The sequence below is a fragment of the Nocardia sp. NPDC004123 genome (assembly GCF_053603795.1).
Window position 1 is genome coordinate 39,421 of sequence record NZ_JBSGGG010000005.1, and the last position, 14,788, is coordinate 54,208.

Sequence of the window (14,788 nt, forward strand, 5' to 3'; positions counted from 1 at the left end):
TTACCGACTGACCGGCCAGAACATAGCCCAGCCCGATAGCTCGGCCCCGCGAGACGGGTCCGGTACACACGGCAGCACCACAGTGTCACAGCACCAAGGGCCGCCTCTGCTGAGAATGGGCCTGACCCTCCACTAACGACGGAATCGGCAATAGCGGACGTTCTGCACCGCACCAGGTTCCGGCCGCCGGCGCCCCGCGCTGGCCGGTTCGGTCAGCGCGGTATGCGGCATATGGTGCGTTCGAAGACCTTCGCCTTGTCGCACGACTGGGCTGCCCGATTGCGCTGAGTTGATGTCTGGCCGTGTCACTGCTCTGCAGGGCACGACCACCGCCTACGAGCGCAGCGCGGTCGACTCCGCGGGGACGGCCGCCGCCCGGCTGGTGGTCGGATCCTGAATGCGTCCCTGAATGACGGCGAGCCGGGTGAGCAGGGTCTGCGCGAAGGCGGCCTGCAGGGCGGCGCTGCCCCGCTGGACGGTGTACACAGTGAGCAGCGCTACGACACCGACGATCGTGTTGAAGACCGTCCGGTTGTGGGCGGTGTCCGCGCCCATGATCGTCTCGATGACGATGTCGTGGCTGTCGCCATAGGGAATGAACCTGCCCCAGAACCAGTACGTCAATCCACCCAGCGTCATTGCCCACCACACGATCGGCAGCACGAACGTGATGATCGCGATCGGTAGGTTGACGACGGTATATAACAGATCCAGCCAGCTCTGCCCCTGCCCGATCGGCGCGGTGATCCGACGGAACCACCCCGCCCCCTCCGGTGCCTCGGCGTAACGAGGCCGTGGTGCTGCCCTGCCCGTCAACTGCCGAAGGCGTACCCGCTCGATGTCGGCGAAACCGCGCGCGAGCAGCAGCGTCAGCGCGAGCAACGGAATCCCGATGAAGATCACCGCTGTGCCGATGCTCGCCGCGAAAAGGGACACAAGGAGGCTGAAACTGACCAATGCGAGGGGCAATTCCAAGAATATGTATGCGAAGTCGAGGCCCAAGCGCCGGATGATCGTCACGCAGACAACGCTAGGACCACACCCAGCGAGACCCCATCCAACCCTGGTAGGGGATCGGGCTACCCCCAGGGAGGGACGGCAATTGCCAGTATTCGCTGCGAGACCGCGCGACCAGCGGCAATTGAGTGCGTTCGGCGGACGGCATCGATCAAATGGGGCGCAAGGGAGCCCGCATCCATACGCGGGCTCCCTTCGGACTCGGCCCGGCTCGAACGGGCAGCTACCCTCTCCAAACTGCGGGCGCGTTCATCCGGTGGCCAACGCGCCTTAGGCGAGATCAGCGCAGACGGTAGCTTCCAAACTGACTCGCGGGCAACAACTTATCCAAACCGCCCGCTGCGACCCGTTCGAATCGTTCAGATCCGCGTGGTGGTGCCTTCTACAGCGGTCGCCGTGACCAGTTCAGTCCGCGCGACCAGCGGCATTACCGTGCACTGACGGGTTCTTGGAGTTTCGCCCTGCGACTGTGCCGCTGCCTGGCCCGGATAGGTCTGCGCTCGTACTCACGCGGCGTACTCCGCCACGCCCGCATCGAACGAGAACGCGTCGAGGCCCTGCATCATCGGGCCGACACCGGCCGGGTCACCGCAGTGAACGTGCTCGTGCACCGCGCATGTCATCCGGTCGGACTACCTTCGCCGCCATGAGTTTGGCGGCAGAACACGACGGACTGGGCTTCGCGAAGGAATGCGATGGCGACCCTGACGATCGAGAGTTCCTCGAGTACCTGGACAGCCAATTGCGCGCCTTCAACGAACTGCTGGCAATCGAGGGACTCCCGGCCTTGACCAGGCCGGCGGTGCGGGGCACGGCGGAGACGCGAGACCGCACAACTGGGATTCCTTACGCCTTTCTGCACCATCTGCGCAGTGCCTACGCCCGAGCCTGCACGTACCCAGACCAACCTCTGAAACTCGTCGAGACTGAGGAGGACCATCGTGTGGCCGACGAAGCCGTCGAAGAACTCGGCTACACCCTTGCCTCGCACCTCATCTGTCACTCTGATTGCGAAGGCTATTACCTTCCAATCGAATTCGGCGAGCCGCTGTACGGAGAAGACCTCGACATAGACGGTGGCCTGGTCGGATCGACTCCGGCTCTCCTTCGTGAACTTGTCTATGTCTCACCGCACTTGGGCATCAACATCGTCGACGGTGTACTCTCCGACGCCGAAATCACGCGCATTTACGCGGAACAAGGCGACTACCTAGACAATCCGCATCCCTTCTACCGTGAACGTGAGACCTGGATCCACCTCTTCGAGGTAGCGAGAGTATCGATCGAGAATGGCACCGTCATGGACTTCTGCGGCTGACCACCGCCTGCCCGCTCATCATCGGTCCGGAGGCCGCACGGATGCTTGCCCACGGGCATTGATTGTCCGCGAGGAGGGTGCACTGCGCTGCCGCCCGCGCGGTCAGCGGCCACGAGCGGACACCAGAACAGCCCACCTGCCCCCGGGCCGCTGATCTCAAGCTAGGCCGCGCTGACCCCCGCGAATCGCGCGGGTCGCGGCATGTGCGGATATCCATGGAGGAGAAGCAATGCGTCCCTGTCGCACTGGTATGGCACTATCCGCGATGGATCGACAACCTGTGAAACACGGATAGGCCGAACTGGATGACGCTTACACGCAATGAGGCATTGGCGCTACTGAGCGACTCGATCTCGGCGCGACGGCGACGCGGCGCGAAACGGCTACGCGCGCTCGCGGACCCGACAACAGCGGCTCAGGTCCGCACCGCGCTCGAACGCGAACTGCTGGACAAACGCACCTGGGAAACGCAGTACCAATTGATCATGACGCTGGGAATGACCGGCAGCCGCGGAGATGTCGAACTGTTGAAAGAACTGGCGCTGCAACCCCGCTCGGCAACGATGGTCAACACTGCCCTCGGCGACGCCATCGTCCGGCTGGGTCGCGACGTCGACAACGACCCGGCTCCCACCCTGTGGTGCCTGCGACAAGACGTCGAGCTCCTCGCTGACGGCGCGCTGCGCGCAGTCGCGATGCTGCGACTGAAATTCCCCGACACCGCGGTAGACGCCGTCCTCGACTACGCCGAGGCCAATTTCCACGATCTCAACCACAAGTCCCTGGCGTACTGGCCCGCGGTCGCAGCAGCCGGTTGGACCGGGCCTCGCGTACGGGCGTTTCTGACCCGATGCTCGCAAGACAGCCGCCAGTACATCGCCGAAGCCGCAACAGACGCCCTGAACGGTCGCTATCCAAAAGGCGTGAGCGTGCTGTAGCTGACATGGAGCCGAATGCACCGCAATGCCGGGCGGCGAGGACGGTAATCGGCAGTAGCGGACGTTCCGTCGGCCTCGGATCGGCACAGCCAGTTGATCTTCCGATGCCCCGCGCTGGCCGGTTCGGTCAGCGCGGTCAGCGGCAAATGAGTGTGATTGTTGGCCATGGCACGCACCTTGTCGGCCGAGTCCTGAGGTTTCGTTAGAATCGCTCATGACGCCGAGGCAACTCTTTCTCCAGCTGGGCGCTGATCGCCGACGACAGGTCCACCTATCGCTGTGCGAGGATGCCCTGCCGATCTGGCTCGGTTACGTCCGGGGCGAGCCCGCCCGGCTTCGCTACCGGGACTCGGTTGTCGGGATGAGGCACCACGTGGATGTCGAGCTTCCCACCGATGCCCTTCGCTCCGCACGCGCCGGTGTGGATCTCGCGGATATCGGCAGCCGATACCTCGAGCCCATCACCGCGCTGCAAGACGACGATCTGGTCTTCCCTGACCCGGTCGAGTTCGCCTACTACGCGATCTACAACTGTTTTTGCAAGTACGTCCGCGGTGACGACATCCCAGATTGGCTGATCGTCAACCAGGCCTTGTCGGTTCACGACCACAGCGAGGTGGCGTCACGTCTGACGCGCGCGATCGACGACATCGATCCAATCACGAGCGGGAACGCCGAGGATGTTGGACCGATGCGATAACGCCCCACTCAGCAGTACGGGCGTCCGAGGTGCTCAGATCGGCACGGCCGGTTGATCTTCCGGCGCCCCTCTGGCCGGTCCGGTCCAGCGCGGTATGCGGCAGTTGAGTGCGTTCGGGTGGCAGGCGCACGGCGGCCTATTTCATACCCCGCGCTGCGGATGAATCCGGTCGAATCGGCCAAATGATCTACCTCAGCCGGGCTGGCGGTCCATTGCATCGCGCAGTGGGCCGCGGGCATGGCGGCGGCCTGTACCGCGAAGGTGGTCTCGGTACCGAGTTCGATAGTCATCACGCTGCGCTCAGCTGATTGTCGGAAGCCTCGGTTCAGAACTTGCCGGTGTGGTGTTCGATTCGGTGCCCGAGTTGCGCAGCGAATTCGGCGATGAAGTCCTCGGTGAGGGGCGGCCAACCCCAGAAGTCGAAGGCGAGGCTGCCCAGAGCGAAGTTGTCTGCCCATTGCCAGGTGGTGATGGGGCTCGGTGTGTTGCAGGAGGGGCAGATCGCCGCGCCGGTGCCTGTTTGTTTCCAAGCGTCGATGGCGTCCGAGAACGGCTGCCATACAGCGGGATCGGCTTCCCATTGCTGCGGGTAATCGATGATCACAGTGGTGTTCTGGCAGCGTGGGCATACCGAGGAGGCCGGTTCGATGCCGCCCTGTCCGGCGTAGTGGTCGTGGCGTCCTACGATGACGGCAACGGGACCTGGGATCCAGGCGGCGCCCCATTCCTGGGTGATCTGCGGCCAGTCGGGGCCCGGCACATAGCCTTCGTCGACCTGGAGGCTGTACATCGCGTCGCGCGAAGTCTCCCGAAGCAGCCATCGCCGCGACACCATCCAGTCCACCATGTGCTCGGCCAACGTGCTCGCGTCCGCCGAGGTCACATCGAGGTCGACGATTCGTTCGAAATAGTCACCCACACCCGCATCCTGTCACCAGGGACCGACGCCCATACCCGAGCCAGTCGGAGGTGGAGGCGCACTGTCGGTCCATGAGTGCCTGCGACACCATCAACGCCGCCAGCATCGACAAGGCCCGCGCCGCCGGGTGGCCCGAGCGCGGCCTTCTGCCAGGTGCGGGGTGCAGACCAGGATGGCCAGCGACACGCCCGAATTGGTAGATGTTTCAGGCCACCTGCGGTGCCGTGAGATGGACACGGATGCAGTCGAGCAGTTCACCGCTTCTGAGCGGTTTAGGCAGGTAGTCACACGCACCGGCCACGTAGGCGTAACCGATGGCATCGGGATTGCCATCAAGGGACGACACTCGGCGCGTGATCTTCGGAGGCTGCGGACGACCGTTCGGGACAGGTTGGCTGTTTCAGTCGGTGGCGAATGGGAATTCGACGAACTCGACCGGACCGAACTCGTCGGAGGCTTGCTCGCGCGCCCCGGCGACACTGTGGTGGCAGGTGTCGGTGATGACGTTCCACTCCCCGTCGCAATAGAACAAGTACACCTCGGGGCTCGCGTCGTACCGCGCTATCGCCAGTCCTGCGAAGTCTTTGACGACGAGACCGTCCACCTCGTGCCTCGTGCGTCCAGATGGTGTCGCACCGCGGATGTCTGCTGCGCCCAGCACTCGTGCGCCATCGAGGAACCTCGGTACGTCCGTCACGAACCGAATTGTGCACCCGCGCCGACCGCTCGCGCTTGCCGCCCTCGTGTCGAAGACGTGCACTGAAATCAGTAGCGGATGTTCTGCACCGCACCAGGTTCCGGCCGCCGGCGCCTCGCGCTGGCCGGTTCGGTCAGCGCGGTATGCGGCATTTCAGGCGGGTCGGTCCGGTTTCAAGGTTCACGGGTGGATACCACACGCCGCGCCACACCGAGACCCCGAGATAGCGGCGACTCACCGGGAGTGGTTCGGCCAGTGAGATGTCGACGGTAATTCGGCTCACGGGCGGCAACGGTCGGTCGCGGACCAGATCCGCCACCATCGACAAGCAATCCCGCACATCGAAGCCTGACACACCGACGCCCTGCTGGAGCGGGCCGTCGGAGCCCTCCTGCGTGTCGAATTCGATCCTGGTCATCTGCGATTTCCTCCCACCGGCACCGATGTCGAACTCCGACCCCGATGATCCCAGAGCTGATCAGCATCCACCACTCGACAATCGGCAGTAGCGGACGTTCTGCACCGCAACAGGTTCCGGCCGCCGGCGCCTCGCGCTGGCCGGTTCGGTCAGCGCGGTATGCGGCAATCCAGTGCGTTCGGTGAGTAGGCGCGCGCCGGGTTGGCGCATTCTTCGGTCTCGAGAAACGAGTTCGCGTTGTCATGACTCGCCTGCGATGGTGTGGGCATGTCAGAGGACGTGGAGGCACAGCCGCAGTCGGCGTCGGCGGACAGGAAGTGGTCGGCAGGGTCAATTCGTCTGACCAGTCAGGCGGTTAGCGCGAGTGAGATCTCAGCTCGTCTGGGGATCGCGGCGGACAGGCAGTTCGAGCGGGGAAGCCTGATGAGTCCCCGAAATCCGGCGAGTGCTCGACGGACATGCAGTGTCTGGATCCGAAGCAGTGGGCTCGCAGACGACAGCGACCTCGCAGATCATGTCCGCGCGCTGATCGGACTGTTGGACGGGTGCCGTGAGGAGTTGGCTCGCCTTTCGGTCGACTGCGAGCTGGAGTTGTTCCTCGGTTTCGGCAGCGAGAACGGCCAGGGCGGCTGTGCGCTGCCTGCTGGACTGCTTGCCGATGTCGCCGCGTTGGGACTCGACATCGTGCTCGACCTTTATCCGCCTGGAGTGCCAGAAAACTGGTGAGTTAGGTATTCACTTGGAGTCACCACGCGACGAGACCCTGCCAGCGGGCCCGAACTGTTGTTGCGCACGCAAATCGGCAGTAGCGGACGTTCCTGCGCCGCAGTCGGTCTCGCCGGAGTCCGCCCCGCGCTGGCCGGTTCGGTCAGCGCGGTATGCGGCAATAGCGGACGTGTCCAGGAACCGCCCTATGGGAGGTTCTCGGTGGAACCTTTCCAAGGCAACGGGCGGCTGTGTTGCCTTCAGTGGGCGGAAATATCTTCTGGTGCTGCATCTTTCGATTCGGGTAGGTCGCGCGTGATGGCGTCGACCCGGAACAGGCGGCCGTCCGGGGCGAGATCGCCGAACATGTATATCTCGGTGGCGATCGTCCGGCCCGTGCGCATCGTGGCGGTGACGGTGTAGCGGGCTGCGACACGGTCGCCCGAGGCGATGGTGTCCATGATGTCGACCTGGCACTGGGTCACGTTCTTGCGGCTCGGTTTCGCGTGAGCCACCAACCGACTGCGGTCCATCGGGTGCCCGTCGCTGAGCCAGAGAATATCGGGGGTGTGGTATCGATCCACGATGACTTCGGGCTCTTCGGCTCCGAAGGCCATTTCTGCCACATATGCGGTGAGGTATGCCGCGAGGTCGTGCCCGGGGAGGGCGATGGAAGTTGCCATATCCGTTCATCCTTTCAGATAACTCGTACAACACTGTCAAGGCTAAGCTCGTCCGCTAAGCTTGACAAGGATGTCCGAGAAAACTGGTTCACCGCGCCGCCCACGAAGAGACGGCCTCCGTAGCGCGGAATTGGTGCTCGAGGCCGCCATACGGACACTCGGCGAGCGACCCGACGCAAGCCTCGAGCACGTGGCCGCAGTCGCAGGGGTCAGTCGGCAAACGGTCTACGCTCACTTTCCGACGCGCGACGTGCTGATCCAGGCCGCGGTTGCCCGCATCACGACAGAGGTCGTCGCGGCCATCGACGCAGCTCGCCTTGGAGAAGGCCCGGCGGGGGAAGCCCTCCAGCGATTCCTCGACCTCTGCTGGCACATCATGCAGCGCTATCCGATGCTGCTGCACCTGCCCGCCGCTGATCCGGCCGACGATCATGATGCCCACGCACCGATACTGGGGCCACTGGACCAGCTGATCCGCCGTGGTCAGGCCACCGGCGAATTCGATCCCCACTGCGCACCCGAATGGTTGTTGACCGCCATCATGGTGCTCGGCCACGCTGCTGGCTCCGAGGTGTCATCGGGTCGCATGACAGCAGGCGCGGCCATCGCATCGTTCCAGTACAGCGCTCGGAAGCTGATCACGGTGCAAGCAGTCCAACAGCGGTAGAAATGACAAAGAGTCAGGTCCGAGTACTACTCGCGAGCCGCGACCACTCACCTGGTCGCCATCCTGAATTCGGCACTACCGCGCGTTGGTCCGCGAATGCCGCCCTTCCGATCACCGCGTCGTGGACAGACCTGGGGTAACACCCTCGAACCCGAAGCTGAACAGGCGCAACCGGTTACGTCGACTACATCGAGGACACCATCAGCGAGACCCTAGAGAACACCTGTTCGAGTGCTTCTGATGGTGTGCGGAATCTGAGGCGTTCCAATAGGACCGGCAGATGATGCCGCGGCTCGACAACCACTCAGCTCGCGACCGGGTTCTCCGCGTTTTGCTTCGCAGCGCCGGACTCACGGGCCGCGGTCGTGATCGGGCCGCGCAGGCACAGGAAGAACATGGCGAAACCGATGGACAGCAGGATGTGGCCGAGTCCGGCTATGCCCGAGATGGCGGGACTGACATCGTGGTTCAGGACCGTGAGGATGCCGTGCGCGACCATCATGGACACAGTCACGACCAGTCCGGTGTTGTAGGTCCAGAAGAAGGCGTTGAACCAGCGGCCGGAGGTCAGCGCGAATTGCTTGTCCAACGCGATGACGATGAGGAAGAACAGCGTTCCGAGTGCGAGGACGTGGGTGTGGGTGGCGGTGAGTTGTGAGCTTCCGGAAAAGTCGTGGGCATTGGTGAATTCGCGGTAGAAGAACCCTAGGACCAGCCCCAGGAGTGTGTAGCAGGCGGCGGCGTAGAACGACTTTCTCATCGGCTCTCCATGGTGGAAGTTCGGCGGGTGCGGGAATTCAGGACGGTCGCGCTCACCAAGCCGAGCGCGAGGAAGGCGGCGGCCACGCCCAATGCGGTCCTGGTTGCGTCGCCGAATCCTTCGGACAGCGCGGTGGTCACCTGTCGTCCTGCGGGTCCGAGTTGTCCGGCGTCGCCTTGCGCGCGCAGTGCGGAGATCGCTCCTCCGGCCGAATCTCTGGTTGCGGTGACCAGGTGCTGTGCCGTTGGCGGTGGCAACTGGGGAACCGATTCCAATCGGTCGGTTAGGTTGTGGGCCAATCCGATCGACAGCACCGCGCCGAGAATGGCCGAGCCGAGTGCCGCGCCGAGTTGCCGGACCGTACTCTGCGTCGCCGAACCCTGGCCCGACCGCTCCGGCGGGATGTCGGCCAGCACGGTGCCGGTCAGCTGCGCCGAGGCGAGACCGAGTCCGGCGCCGTACCCGGCCAACAGCACGGCGAGCAGCCAGGGCGAGACCGTCGAGGAGAGGAGCAGCGCGACCACGGCGACGCCCACCGCCTCGAGGGCCAGGCCCAACATCACCGTTCTCGAGGTGCCGAGCAGGGTGGCGATGTGCCGGGCGGCGGCGCCGGATCCGAAGGCGCCCAAGGCCATTGCGGCCAGTACCAGGCCGGCGCCCAGCGTCGACAAGCCGAGCGCGTTCACCAGGAACAGCGGCAGCACGAGCAGCAGGCCGAACTCTCCGATCGCCACGGTCAGCGCAGTCAGATTGCCCCAGCTGAAGGTTGGGATGGAGAACAGGCTCACGTCCAGGATCGCGGACCGGCCCACCCGTGCCCGGTGTCGTTCCCAGACTACGAACAACACCAACGCGACCACGCCGATCAGCCCGATGACCGGAACCGCCGAGACCGGAGCGCTTCGCGGCCACTCGATTCCGAGGACGCTGAACGCGGAGTGCGGGCGCCACCAGCCCAGGCTCTGACCTTCGATGAGTGCGAAGACGACCCCGCCGAACCCGATCGCGCTGAGCAGAAGTCCGTCGACGTCGAGCCCGGGTTCGCTGATCGCGGCCTTGGTTTCGCGCACCGCGAGCCAGGTGCCGATCAGTACCGCCGCCCCGATCGGGATATTGACGATGAAAATCCATCGCCAGCTGAAGTAGGTGGTCAGGCTGCCGCCGAGGAGCGGTCCCACGGCGGCCATGCCGGAGATTACCGCGCCCCACACCGCGAACGCGATGACCCGATCCTTACCGCGGAAGGTGGCGTTCACGCTCGACAAGGTGGCGGGCAATACGAACGCTCCGCCGACACCCTGCACCACACGCGAAAGGATCAGCGCCGCAACGCTCGACGCGAGGGCGGCCATCAGGCTGCCCGCCAGGAACACGAGTACGCCGAGCACGAACATCCGGCGTCGGCCCAGCCGGTCGCCGAGACGGCCCGCAGTCAGCAACAGTGCGGCGAAGACGACCGAATAGGCGCTGTTGACCCACTGGGCATTGGTCAGATTGAGCCCGAGATCGGTGACGATCACTGGTAGCGCGACGCCGACGATGGTGCCGTCCACGACGATCAACGAGAGCCCAGCTGCGAGGACACCGAGCCCGATCCACGCGCTTCGGTCGGCCCGCGGCACCGAGTCGGCCACGGTAGTTGGATCGATCTGCATTGTTGCGATTCTGCGAGCTCGGACCGGCCGCCGGTAGATTCGATCGGTCCCTGCCGGACCAACCTTCGATGGAGTCCAGATCAACCGATCGGCAACCCACAGTTCGACGAAGGCGGCTGGCGACTCGTTCAGGCAATTAGAACGTGTTCCATATTTGGGGTAGCCGTTCCGCGAGCCCTCGGGGGTCCCGTCATGTACCAGTGGTCCGGCGAAGACCTGATGTTCCGCGACGCGCTGCGCGGCTTCATCGACAAGGAGATCAAGTCACATGACCGGCGAGTGCCGTTGCAGTACTAGCTAGCCGCCGGAAAGACGCGACACTCGGCAATAGCGGACGTTCTGCACCGCAACAGGTTCCGGCCACCGGCGCCTCGCGCTGGCCGGTTCGGTCAGCGCGGTATGCGGCAGAAGCGGACGTTTCCTGTTTCGAACACAGGTGTGGCTGCGGGACCTTGGTTTCACATCCTTGCCAGACCCAGCTCGGCGTCGAGGTAGGTCATGTAGGTATCGGGGTTACCGAGTGCGCCAGCGGCGAAAGCAAGGTCGCTGGGATTCGGGACGTCTGCGATCTCGGCGAAGATCAATGCGGTGTGACGCGCCAAGTCTTGCAGGCCGATCACCGATCCGATCCAGGCCTCCGGCGCACGCCAGGTTGAGGACTCATCGTCGTCCGCGGATACGGGTGCGAGTCGCCAACCCAGCTTGCTCAGGTGTTGGTCGAGTCTGTCTCGCGTGGCCGGAGTGCTCTGCCGGAGAACTGCATTGCCCTCGATCATCGCGCCGTTCAGCTGAAAGTCCATTGCTGGGGCGGATGGTCCGCCCTCTGGCGCGGACAGAACGACGATGCCGCGCTGCGGGAGAGTCGTCAATGCCCAGTCGAGCCGTTCGGTGAAATCCCGCCAGTCCGTCCAGTATTCGGGTGCATCGCGATGGGTCGGCCGGTCGGATGGGATCGGCCGACCGGCCGTCCAACCCATGCTGTCCCGGGGTCCGCGTCGGTCGGCGGAAATGAAGCGGAGCCCGTCGATCGCCATGCCGAGACCGTCGCACATGACCGCGAGCACAGCGGCGGCCACTTCTTCCTTGTGCTCTGCATGCACCCTCCAGCCCGTGGACCATTCGAGGGACTGGGCAGTACCGTCCGCCGAGCGTGACTCCGGCATCCACATCGCTTCCTCGGGTGGGCGCAGTTCGCCGGTGTGCGGGTCGGGTACGCGGCTGAACGATGATGTCCTTTGCGACTCGATCACAGCACGCAATCGTGTGGCCCGTGCGGGATCGGCGGGCTCCACGACCTTGACGAAAACGCTGGCATCGTCGATGTAGAGCAATACTCGGTCGTCACTTATCCTGTCGCACAGCTGAATACGGCTGTCAATCAGGTCGTAGTCCGGGAAGAACACTTGTGGCAACGCATCCGCCAGCCCTGCCCAGGAGTAGGCACTCAACTCCGCCCCTTTCCGTCGGCTTCGGAACTTACTCCCAGACAGTGACACTCGCTCCACGGAGTGCCGTACCGGCCAGCCGGCAGTTGGTTGCCATAACGACTTCGCAAGCTGGTCGGCCGCGCCATATCCGGCATTCGGCAATTGCGGATGTTCTGCACCGCACCAGGTTCGGGCCGCCGGCGCCCCGCGCCGGCCGGTTCGGTCAGCGCGGCATGGGGCAGTAGCGGATGTTCCGCCAGCCTCGGATCGGCACGGCCAGTTGATCTTCCGATGCCCCGCGCTGGCCGGTTCAGCCGGCGCGGTATGCGGCATGATGGTGCGTTCCAGCGACCGCGGGCTGACCGGTTCGAACAGCGCGCCACGCGGCAAAAGCGGATATTCGGCTGACTACCAGCCTCCGATGGCCAACCACTCCGTTTGGAACTCGACGGGTGTGATCTCCTCCGCCGACAGGTGCGGTAGGTCGGAGATCTCCGTCGCCGAGGGTATGCGGCCGAACAATCGAGTGAACTCGGTCCGACCCGAGACCGCGGCCAGGCCCGCACCACCGTCGCGGAACAGTTCGATCCGACGCCACTCGTCACCGGCGCTCAGGATCTCGCTGAACGACACAGCGATATGGTCGAACTCGGAGTAGTGCACGACCTTCAGGTAGCGCATCTCCTCCCGCACCGGGACAAACCCGGTTGCGCGTTCGACAGCCTGGGCCCGATCGATACAGTCGCAGTCTTGATCGCTGTTGCAGCAGTCCGACCGCGGCGGCTCTTCGATGATTCCATTGATCGGCAGTCGCTCGCCGAGCTCCACACGCATCCATTCGGGAACCGAATCCCTTGGATACAAACGCAAGTCGTCGACCAGCGGGTCCGCGAGCTGGCGTCCCAAGTGGGGGCGTTCGCGACTGAAACGCACACCGATCTCATTGTTGGCGGTGATGCTCAACCACATCGTGAACCACGTACCCCGGCCCGGGACATACATCGCCTGCCGCAAATCCATGACCTCGCGCGGAAAGCCGACCACCACAGAGGTTTCCGATTCCCGCTCCGCGTAGGCGAATGCACTCACCGCCATCCCCGCGATGTCGAACCTGACCTTGATCTCGGTCCATCCCGGCTCCACGTCGGCCACGATCTTGGCCACGATATCGGTCAGCAACTGCCGTTCCGCGATCATCGATGGAGAGATCGGTCCCCGAATATTCCGCCAACTCGCCGCTTTCGGGCGACGCTTCCACCGCCCGATCACCGGTACCACGTACCCCACCCGAGCGCACAGTCCACATGACTCATCGAACCGCCCCCAACCACCCGACCCGCACAACGACCCTCACCACCGTAGCGGACTGATACGCCGAATGGTCAGCGCCAATCGAGCTGTAATCGGCAGTAGCGGACGTTCCGACTGCCCCAGATCGATACGGCCAGTTGATCTTCCGATGCCCCGCGCTGGCCGGTTCGGTCAGCGCGGTATGCGGCATGAGCGGTGCGCTGAGTGCGCGTGTCCAAAACTCGACCACGGCCTCGACGCGGTCTTCGATCGCGCGGTCGGCCGGTGGTTCAGCGCGGCGCCATGGATCTGCGCTTCGACGGCCTGCACGAGCAGCACTGCGGTTAATGCTGGATCGGCTTCCGCCGACGCTGAGACGGCCCAGGTGAAAGTCGACCTCGTCCGCCAGAACGGTGCAACTGGGGCGCTGCGCCGAGCCCGAAAGATTTAATGGCATGAAGTGTCATTTATGGCATATCATGTCAAAAATAGTCTCGTTGATCAGGAAGACGCCCATGCGAGCAGGAATCGCCTGGTCGCCGACACCGTCAGCGAGCGCATCGAAGCGACCGGGGAGGAAGAAGACATGAAGATAGGTGTTACTGGAGCCGCTGGCTTCGTTGGCACGAACCTGATCGACGCGTTGGTTGCCGAGGGGCACGACGTGGTCGCCATCGACCGGGTGCGGAACCCGCGCATGACATCCGATCGAGTCAGCTGGGCCGAAGGCGATGTGCTGAACCCCGACTCGATGCGGCGCGCGCTCGAGGGTGTCGACCACGTGTTCCACCTGGTCGCAATGATCACGCTGCGGATGCAGGATCCGCTGGCGTGGCGGGTCAACACCGAGGGTGTCCGCAACGTCGCCGAGGCTGCACTGGCCGTCGGTGCGCGGCGTTTCGTGCACATCAGCTCGGTTCACTCGTTCGATCAGGAGGTCTGCGGGCCGGTACTGAACGAGAATTCGCCACGGTCGGAACGTCCGAAAATCCCTGTGTACGACCGTTCCAAATGGGCGGGTGAACAGGAACTACGCAAGGTCATCGACAAGGGTCTGGACGCGACGATCTGCAACCCGACCGGCATCTGGGGCCCGGTGGAGTACGTGACTGGAAAGTGGTCGCGGCTCAACGGCATTGCACACGACGCCGCGCGGGGCCTGGTACCCGCGTTCATCTCCGATGCCGTCTTCGACATCGTCGACGTGCGCGATGTCGTAGCAGGGGCGATGCTCGCCGCCGAGAAGGGCCGCACCGGCGAGAACTACCTGCTCGGAGGCGAATACCAACCGCTGATCGAATGGGCCCGGCTCAACGCCCGCGTCGCGGGCCGTCGCGGACCACTGATCGGCGTCCCATTGTCTGCGCTCAGCGCCATCATGCCGGTGGCCGAACCGATCTGCGCCGCGCTGGGTTCAGACCTTCTCTCCCAGGCCACACTCAACGCGCTCTCGGCCGCACCGCGGGTGGACTACTCGAAGGCCGAACTCGAACTCGGCTACACACCGCGCACCGTGGAACAGTCTGTACGCGACTTTGTGTCGTTCCTCATCCAGTCCGGTCAGCTGGACCGATAGGTCGCGCGCTACAGACCT

Annotated in this window: 16 protein-coding genes; 6 read left to right on the forward strand and 10 right to left on the reverse strand. The window is 64.2% G+C overall.

The window, feature by feature from the left end; genetic code table 11:
- Window positions 1-333: 333 nt before the first annotated feature.
- Window positions 334-1,020, reverse strand: a complete 687-nt coding sequence (locus ACWEQQ_RS08345; RefSeq protein WP_452347746.1) for a sensor domain-containing protein — start codon at window positions 1,018-1,020, stop codon at window positions 334-336.
- A 643-nt stretch (window positions 1,021-1,663) separates the two neighbouring features.
- On the opposite strand from ACWEQQ_RS08345, the gene ACWEQQ_RS08350 reads away from it, so the two are divergent.
- The 3 genes from ACWEQQ_RS08350 to ACWEQQ_RS08360 all read left to right on the forward strand — a co-directional run bounded on the left by ACWEQQ_RS08350 (window position 1,664) and on the right by ACWEQQ_RS08360 (window position 3,973).
- The gene (locus ACWEQQ_RS08350) at window positions 1,664-2,335 is read left to right on the forward strand and encodes a hypothetical protein (RefSeq protein ID WP_452347747.1); all 672 of its coding nucleotides are present in this window, start codon (window positions 1,664-1,666) and stop codon (window positions 2,333-2,335) included.
- A 305-nt stretch (window positions 2,336-2,640) separates the two neighbouring features.
- Entirely contained in the window at window positions 2,641-3,273 is a 633-nt protein-coding gene (locus ACWEQQ_RS08355; protein ID WP_452347748.1) for a hypothetical protein, read from the forward strand.
- 214 nt (window positions 3,274-3,487) lie between these two features.
- Window positions 3,488-3,973: a hypothetical protein gene (locus ACWEQQ_RS08360; RefSeq protein ID WP_452347749.1), complete on the forward strand. Its 486-nt coding sequence runs from the start codon at window positions 3,488-3,490 to the stop codon at window positions 3,971-3,973.
- A 325-nt stretch (window positions 3,974-4,298) separates the two neighbouring features.
- On the opposite strand, the gene ACWEQQ_RS08365 is transcribed toward ACWEQQ_RS08360, so the two are convergent.
- From ACWEQQ_RS08365 to ACWEQQ_RS08375, 3 genes are all read right to left on the reverse strand, one after another.
- Window positions 4,299-4,892 carry a hypothetical protein gene (locus ACWEQQ_RS08365; protein ID WP_452347750.1) on the reverse strand — a complete coding sequence of 198 codons (594 nt, stop codon included), beginning with the start codon at window positions 4,890-4,892 and terminating at the stop codon, window positions 4,299-4,301.
- Window positions 4,893-5,292: 400 nt separating this feature from the next.
- Window positions 5,293-5,589 carry a hypothetical protein gene (locus ACWEQQ_RS08370; RefSeq protein ID WP_452347751.1) on the reverse strand — a complete coding sequence of 99 codons (297 nt, stop codon included), beginning with the start codon at window positions 5,587-5,589 and terminating at the stop codon, window positions 5,293-5,295.
- Between the two features lie 133 nt (window positions 5,590-5,722).
- Window positions 5,723-6,007, reverse strand: a complete 285-nt coding sequence (locus ACWEQQ_RS08375) for a hypothetical protein (RefSeq protein ID WP_452347752.1) — start codon at window positions 6,005-6,007, stop codon at window positions 5,723-5,725.
- 267 nt (window positions 6,008-6,274) lie between these two features.
- Between ACWEQQ_RS08375 and ACWEQQ_RS08380 the strand changes: the two genes are divergently transcribed.
- Window positions 6,275-6,733: a DUF4279 domain-containing protein gene (locus ACWEQQ_RS08380; RefSeq protein ID WP_452347753.1), complete on the forward strand. Its 459-nt coding sequence runs from the start codon at window positions 6,275-6,277 to the stop codon at window positions 6,731-6,733.
- A gap of 239 nt (window positions 6,734-6,972) precedes the next feature.
- Here ACWEQQ_RS08380 and ACWEQQ_RS08385 read toward each other — a convergent pair whose 3' ends face one another.
- Window positions 6,973-7,395, reverse strand: coding sequence for a nuclear transport factor 2 family protein (locus ACWEQQ_RS08385; protein WP_452347754.1), 423 nt, complete (start codon window positions 7,393-7,395; stop codon window positions 6,973-6,975).
- 70 nt (window positions 7,396-7,465) lie between these two features.
- On the opposite strand from ACWEQQ_RS08385, the gene ACWEQQ_RS08390 reads away from it, so the two are divergent.
- Window positions 7,466-8,062 (forward strand): TetR/AcrR family transcriptional regulator, encoded by a 597-nt coding sequence (locus ACWEQQ_RS08390; RefSeq protein ID WP_452347755.1) that lies wholly within the window; start codon window positions 7,466-7,468, stop codon window positions 8,060-8,062.
- A 304-nt stretch (window positions 8,063-8,366) separates the two neighbouring features.
- Here the strand turns inward: ACWEQQ_RS08390 and ACWEQQ_RS08395 are convergent, their stop codons facing one another.
- The 5 genes from ACWEQQ_RS08395 to ACWEQQ_RS08415 form a co-directional block, all read right to left on the reverse strand.
- Window positions 8,367-8,822 carry a DUF2871 domain-containing protein gene (locus ACWEQQ_RS08395; RefSeq protein WP_452347756.1) on the reverse strand — a complete coding sequence of 152 codons (456 nt, stop codon included), beginning with the start codon at window positions 8,820-8,822 and terminating at the stop codon, window positions 8,367-8,369.
- A complete protein-coding gene (locus tag ACWEQQ_RS08400) occupies window positions 8,819-10,477 on the reverse strand; it encodes an MFS transporter (protein ID WP_452347757.1) in 1,659 nt (552 codons plus the stop codon). The genes ACWEQQ_RS08395 and ACWEQQ_RS08400 overlap by 4 nt, the downstream gene beginning before the upstream one ends.
- 458 nt (window positions 10,478-10,935) lie before the next feature.
- A complete protein-coding gene (locus ACWEQQ_RS08405; RefSeq protein WP_452347758.1) occupies window positions 10,936-11,925 on the reverse strand; it encodes a TY-Chap domain-containing protein in 990 nt (329 codons plus the stop codon).
- Window positions 11,926-12,312: 387 nt separating this feature from the next.
- Complete coding sequence (locus tag ACWEQQ_RS08410) at window positions 12,313-13,101, reverse strand: DUF6881 domain-containing protein (RefSeq protein WP_452347759.1); 789 nt, start codon at window positions 13,099-13,101, stop codon at window positions 12,313-12,315.
- Window positions 13,102-13,657: 556 nt separating this feature from the next.
- The gene (locus tag ACWEQQ_RS08415; RefSeq protein ID WP_452347957.1) at window positions 13,658-13,855 is read right to left on the reverse strand and encodes a hypothetical protein; all 198 of its coding nucleotides are present in this window, start codon (window positions 13,853-13,855) and stop codon (window positions 13,658-13,660) included.
- On the opposite strand from ACWEQQ_RS08415, the gene ACWEQQ_RS08420 reads away from it, so the two are divergent.
- Complete coding sequence (locus tag ACWEQQ_RS08420; RefSeq protein ID WP_452347760.1) at window positions 13,781-14,770, forward strand: NAD-dependent epimerase/dehydratase family protein; 990 nt, start codon at window positions 13,781-13,783, stop codon at window positions 14,768-14,770. The two genes, ACWEQQ_RS08415 and ACWEQQ_RS08420, sit on opposite strands and share 75 nt — an antisense overlap.
- Window positions 14,771-14,788: the final 18 nt, after the last annotated feature.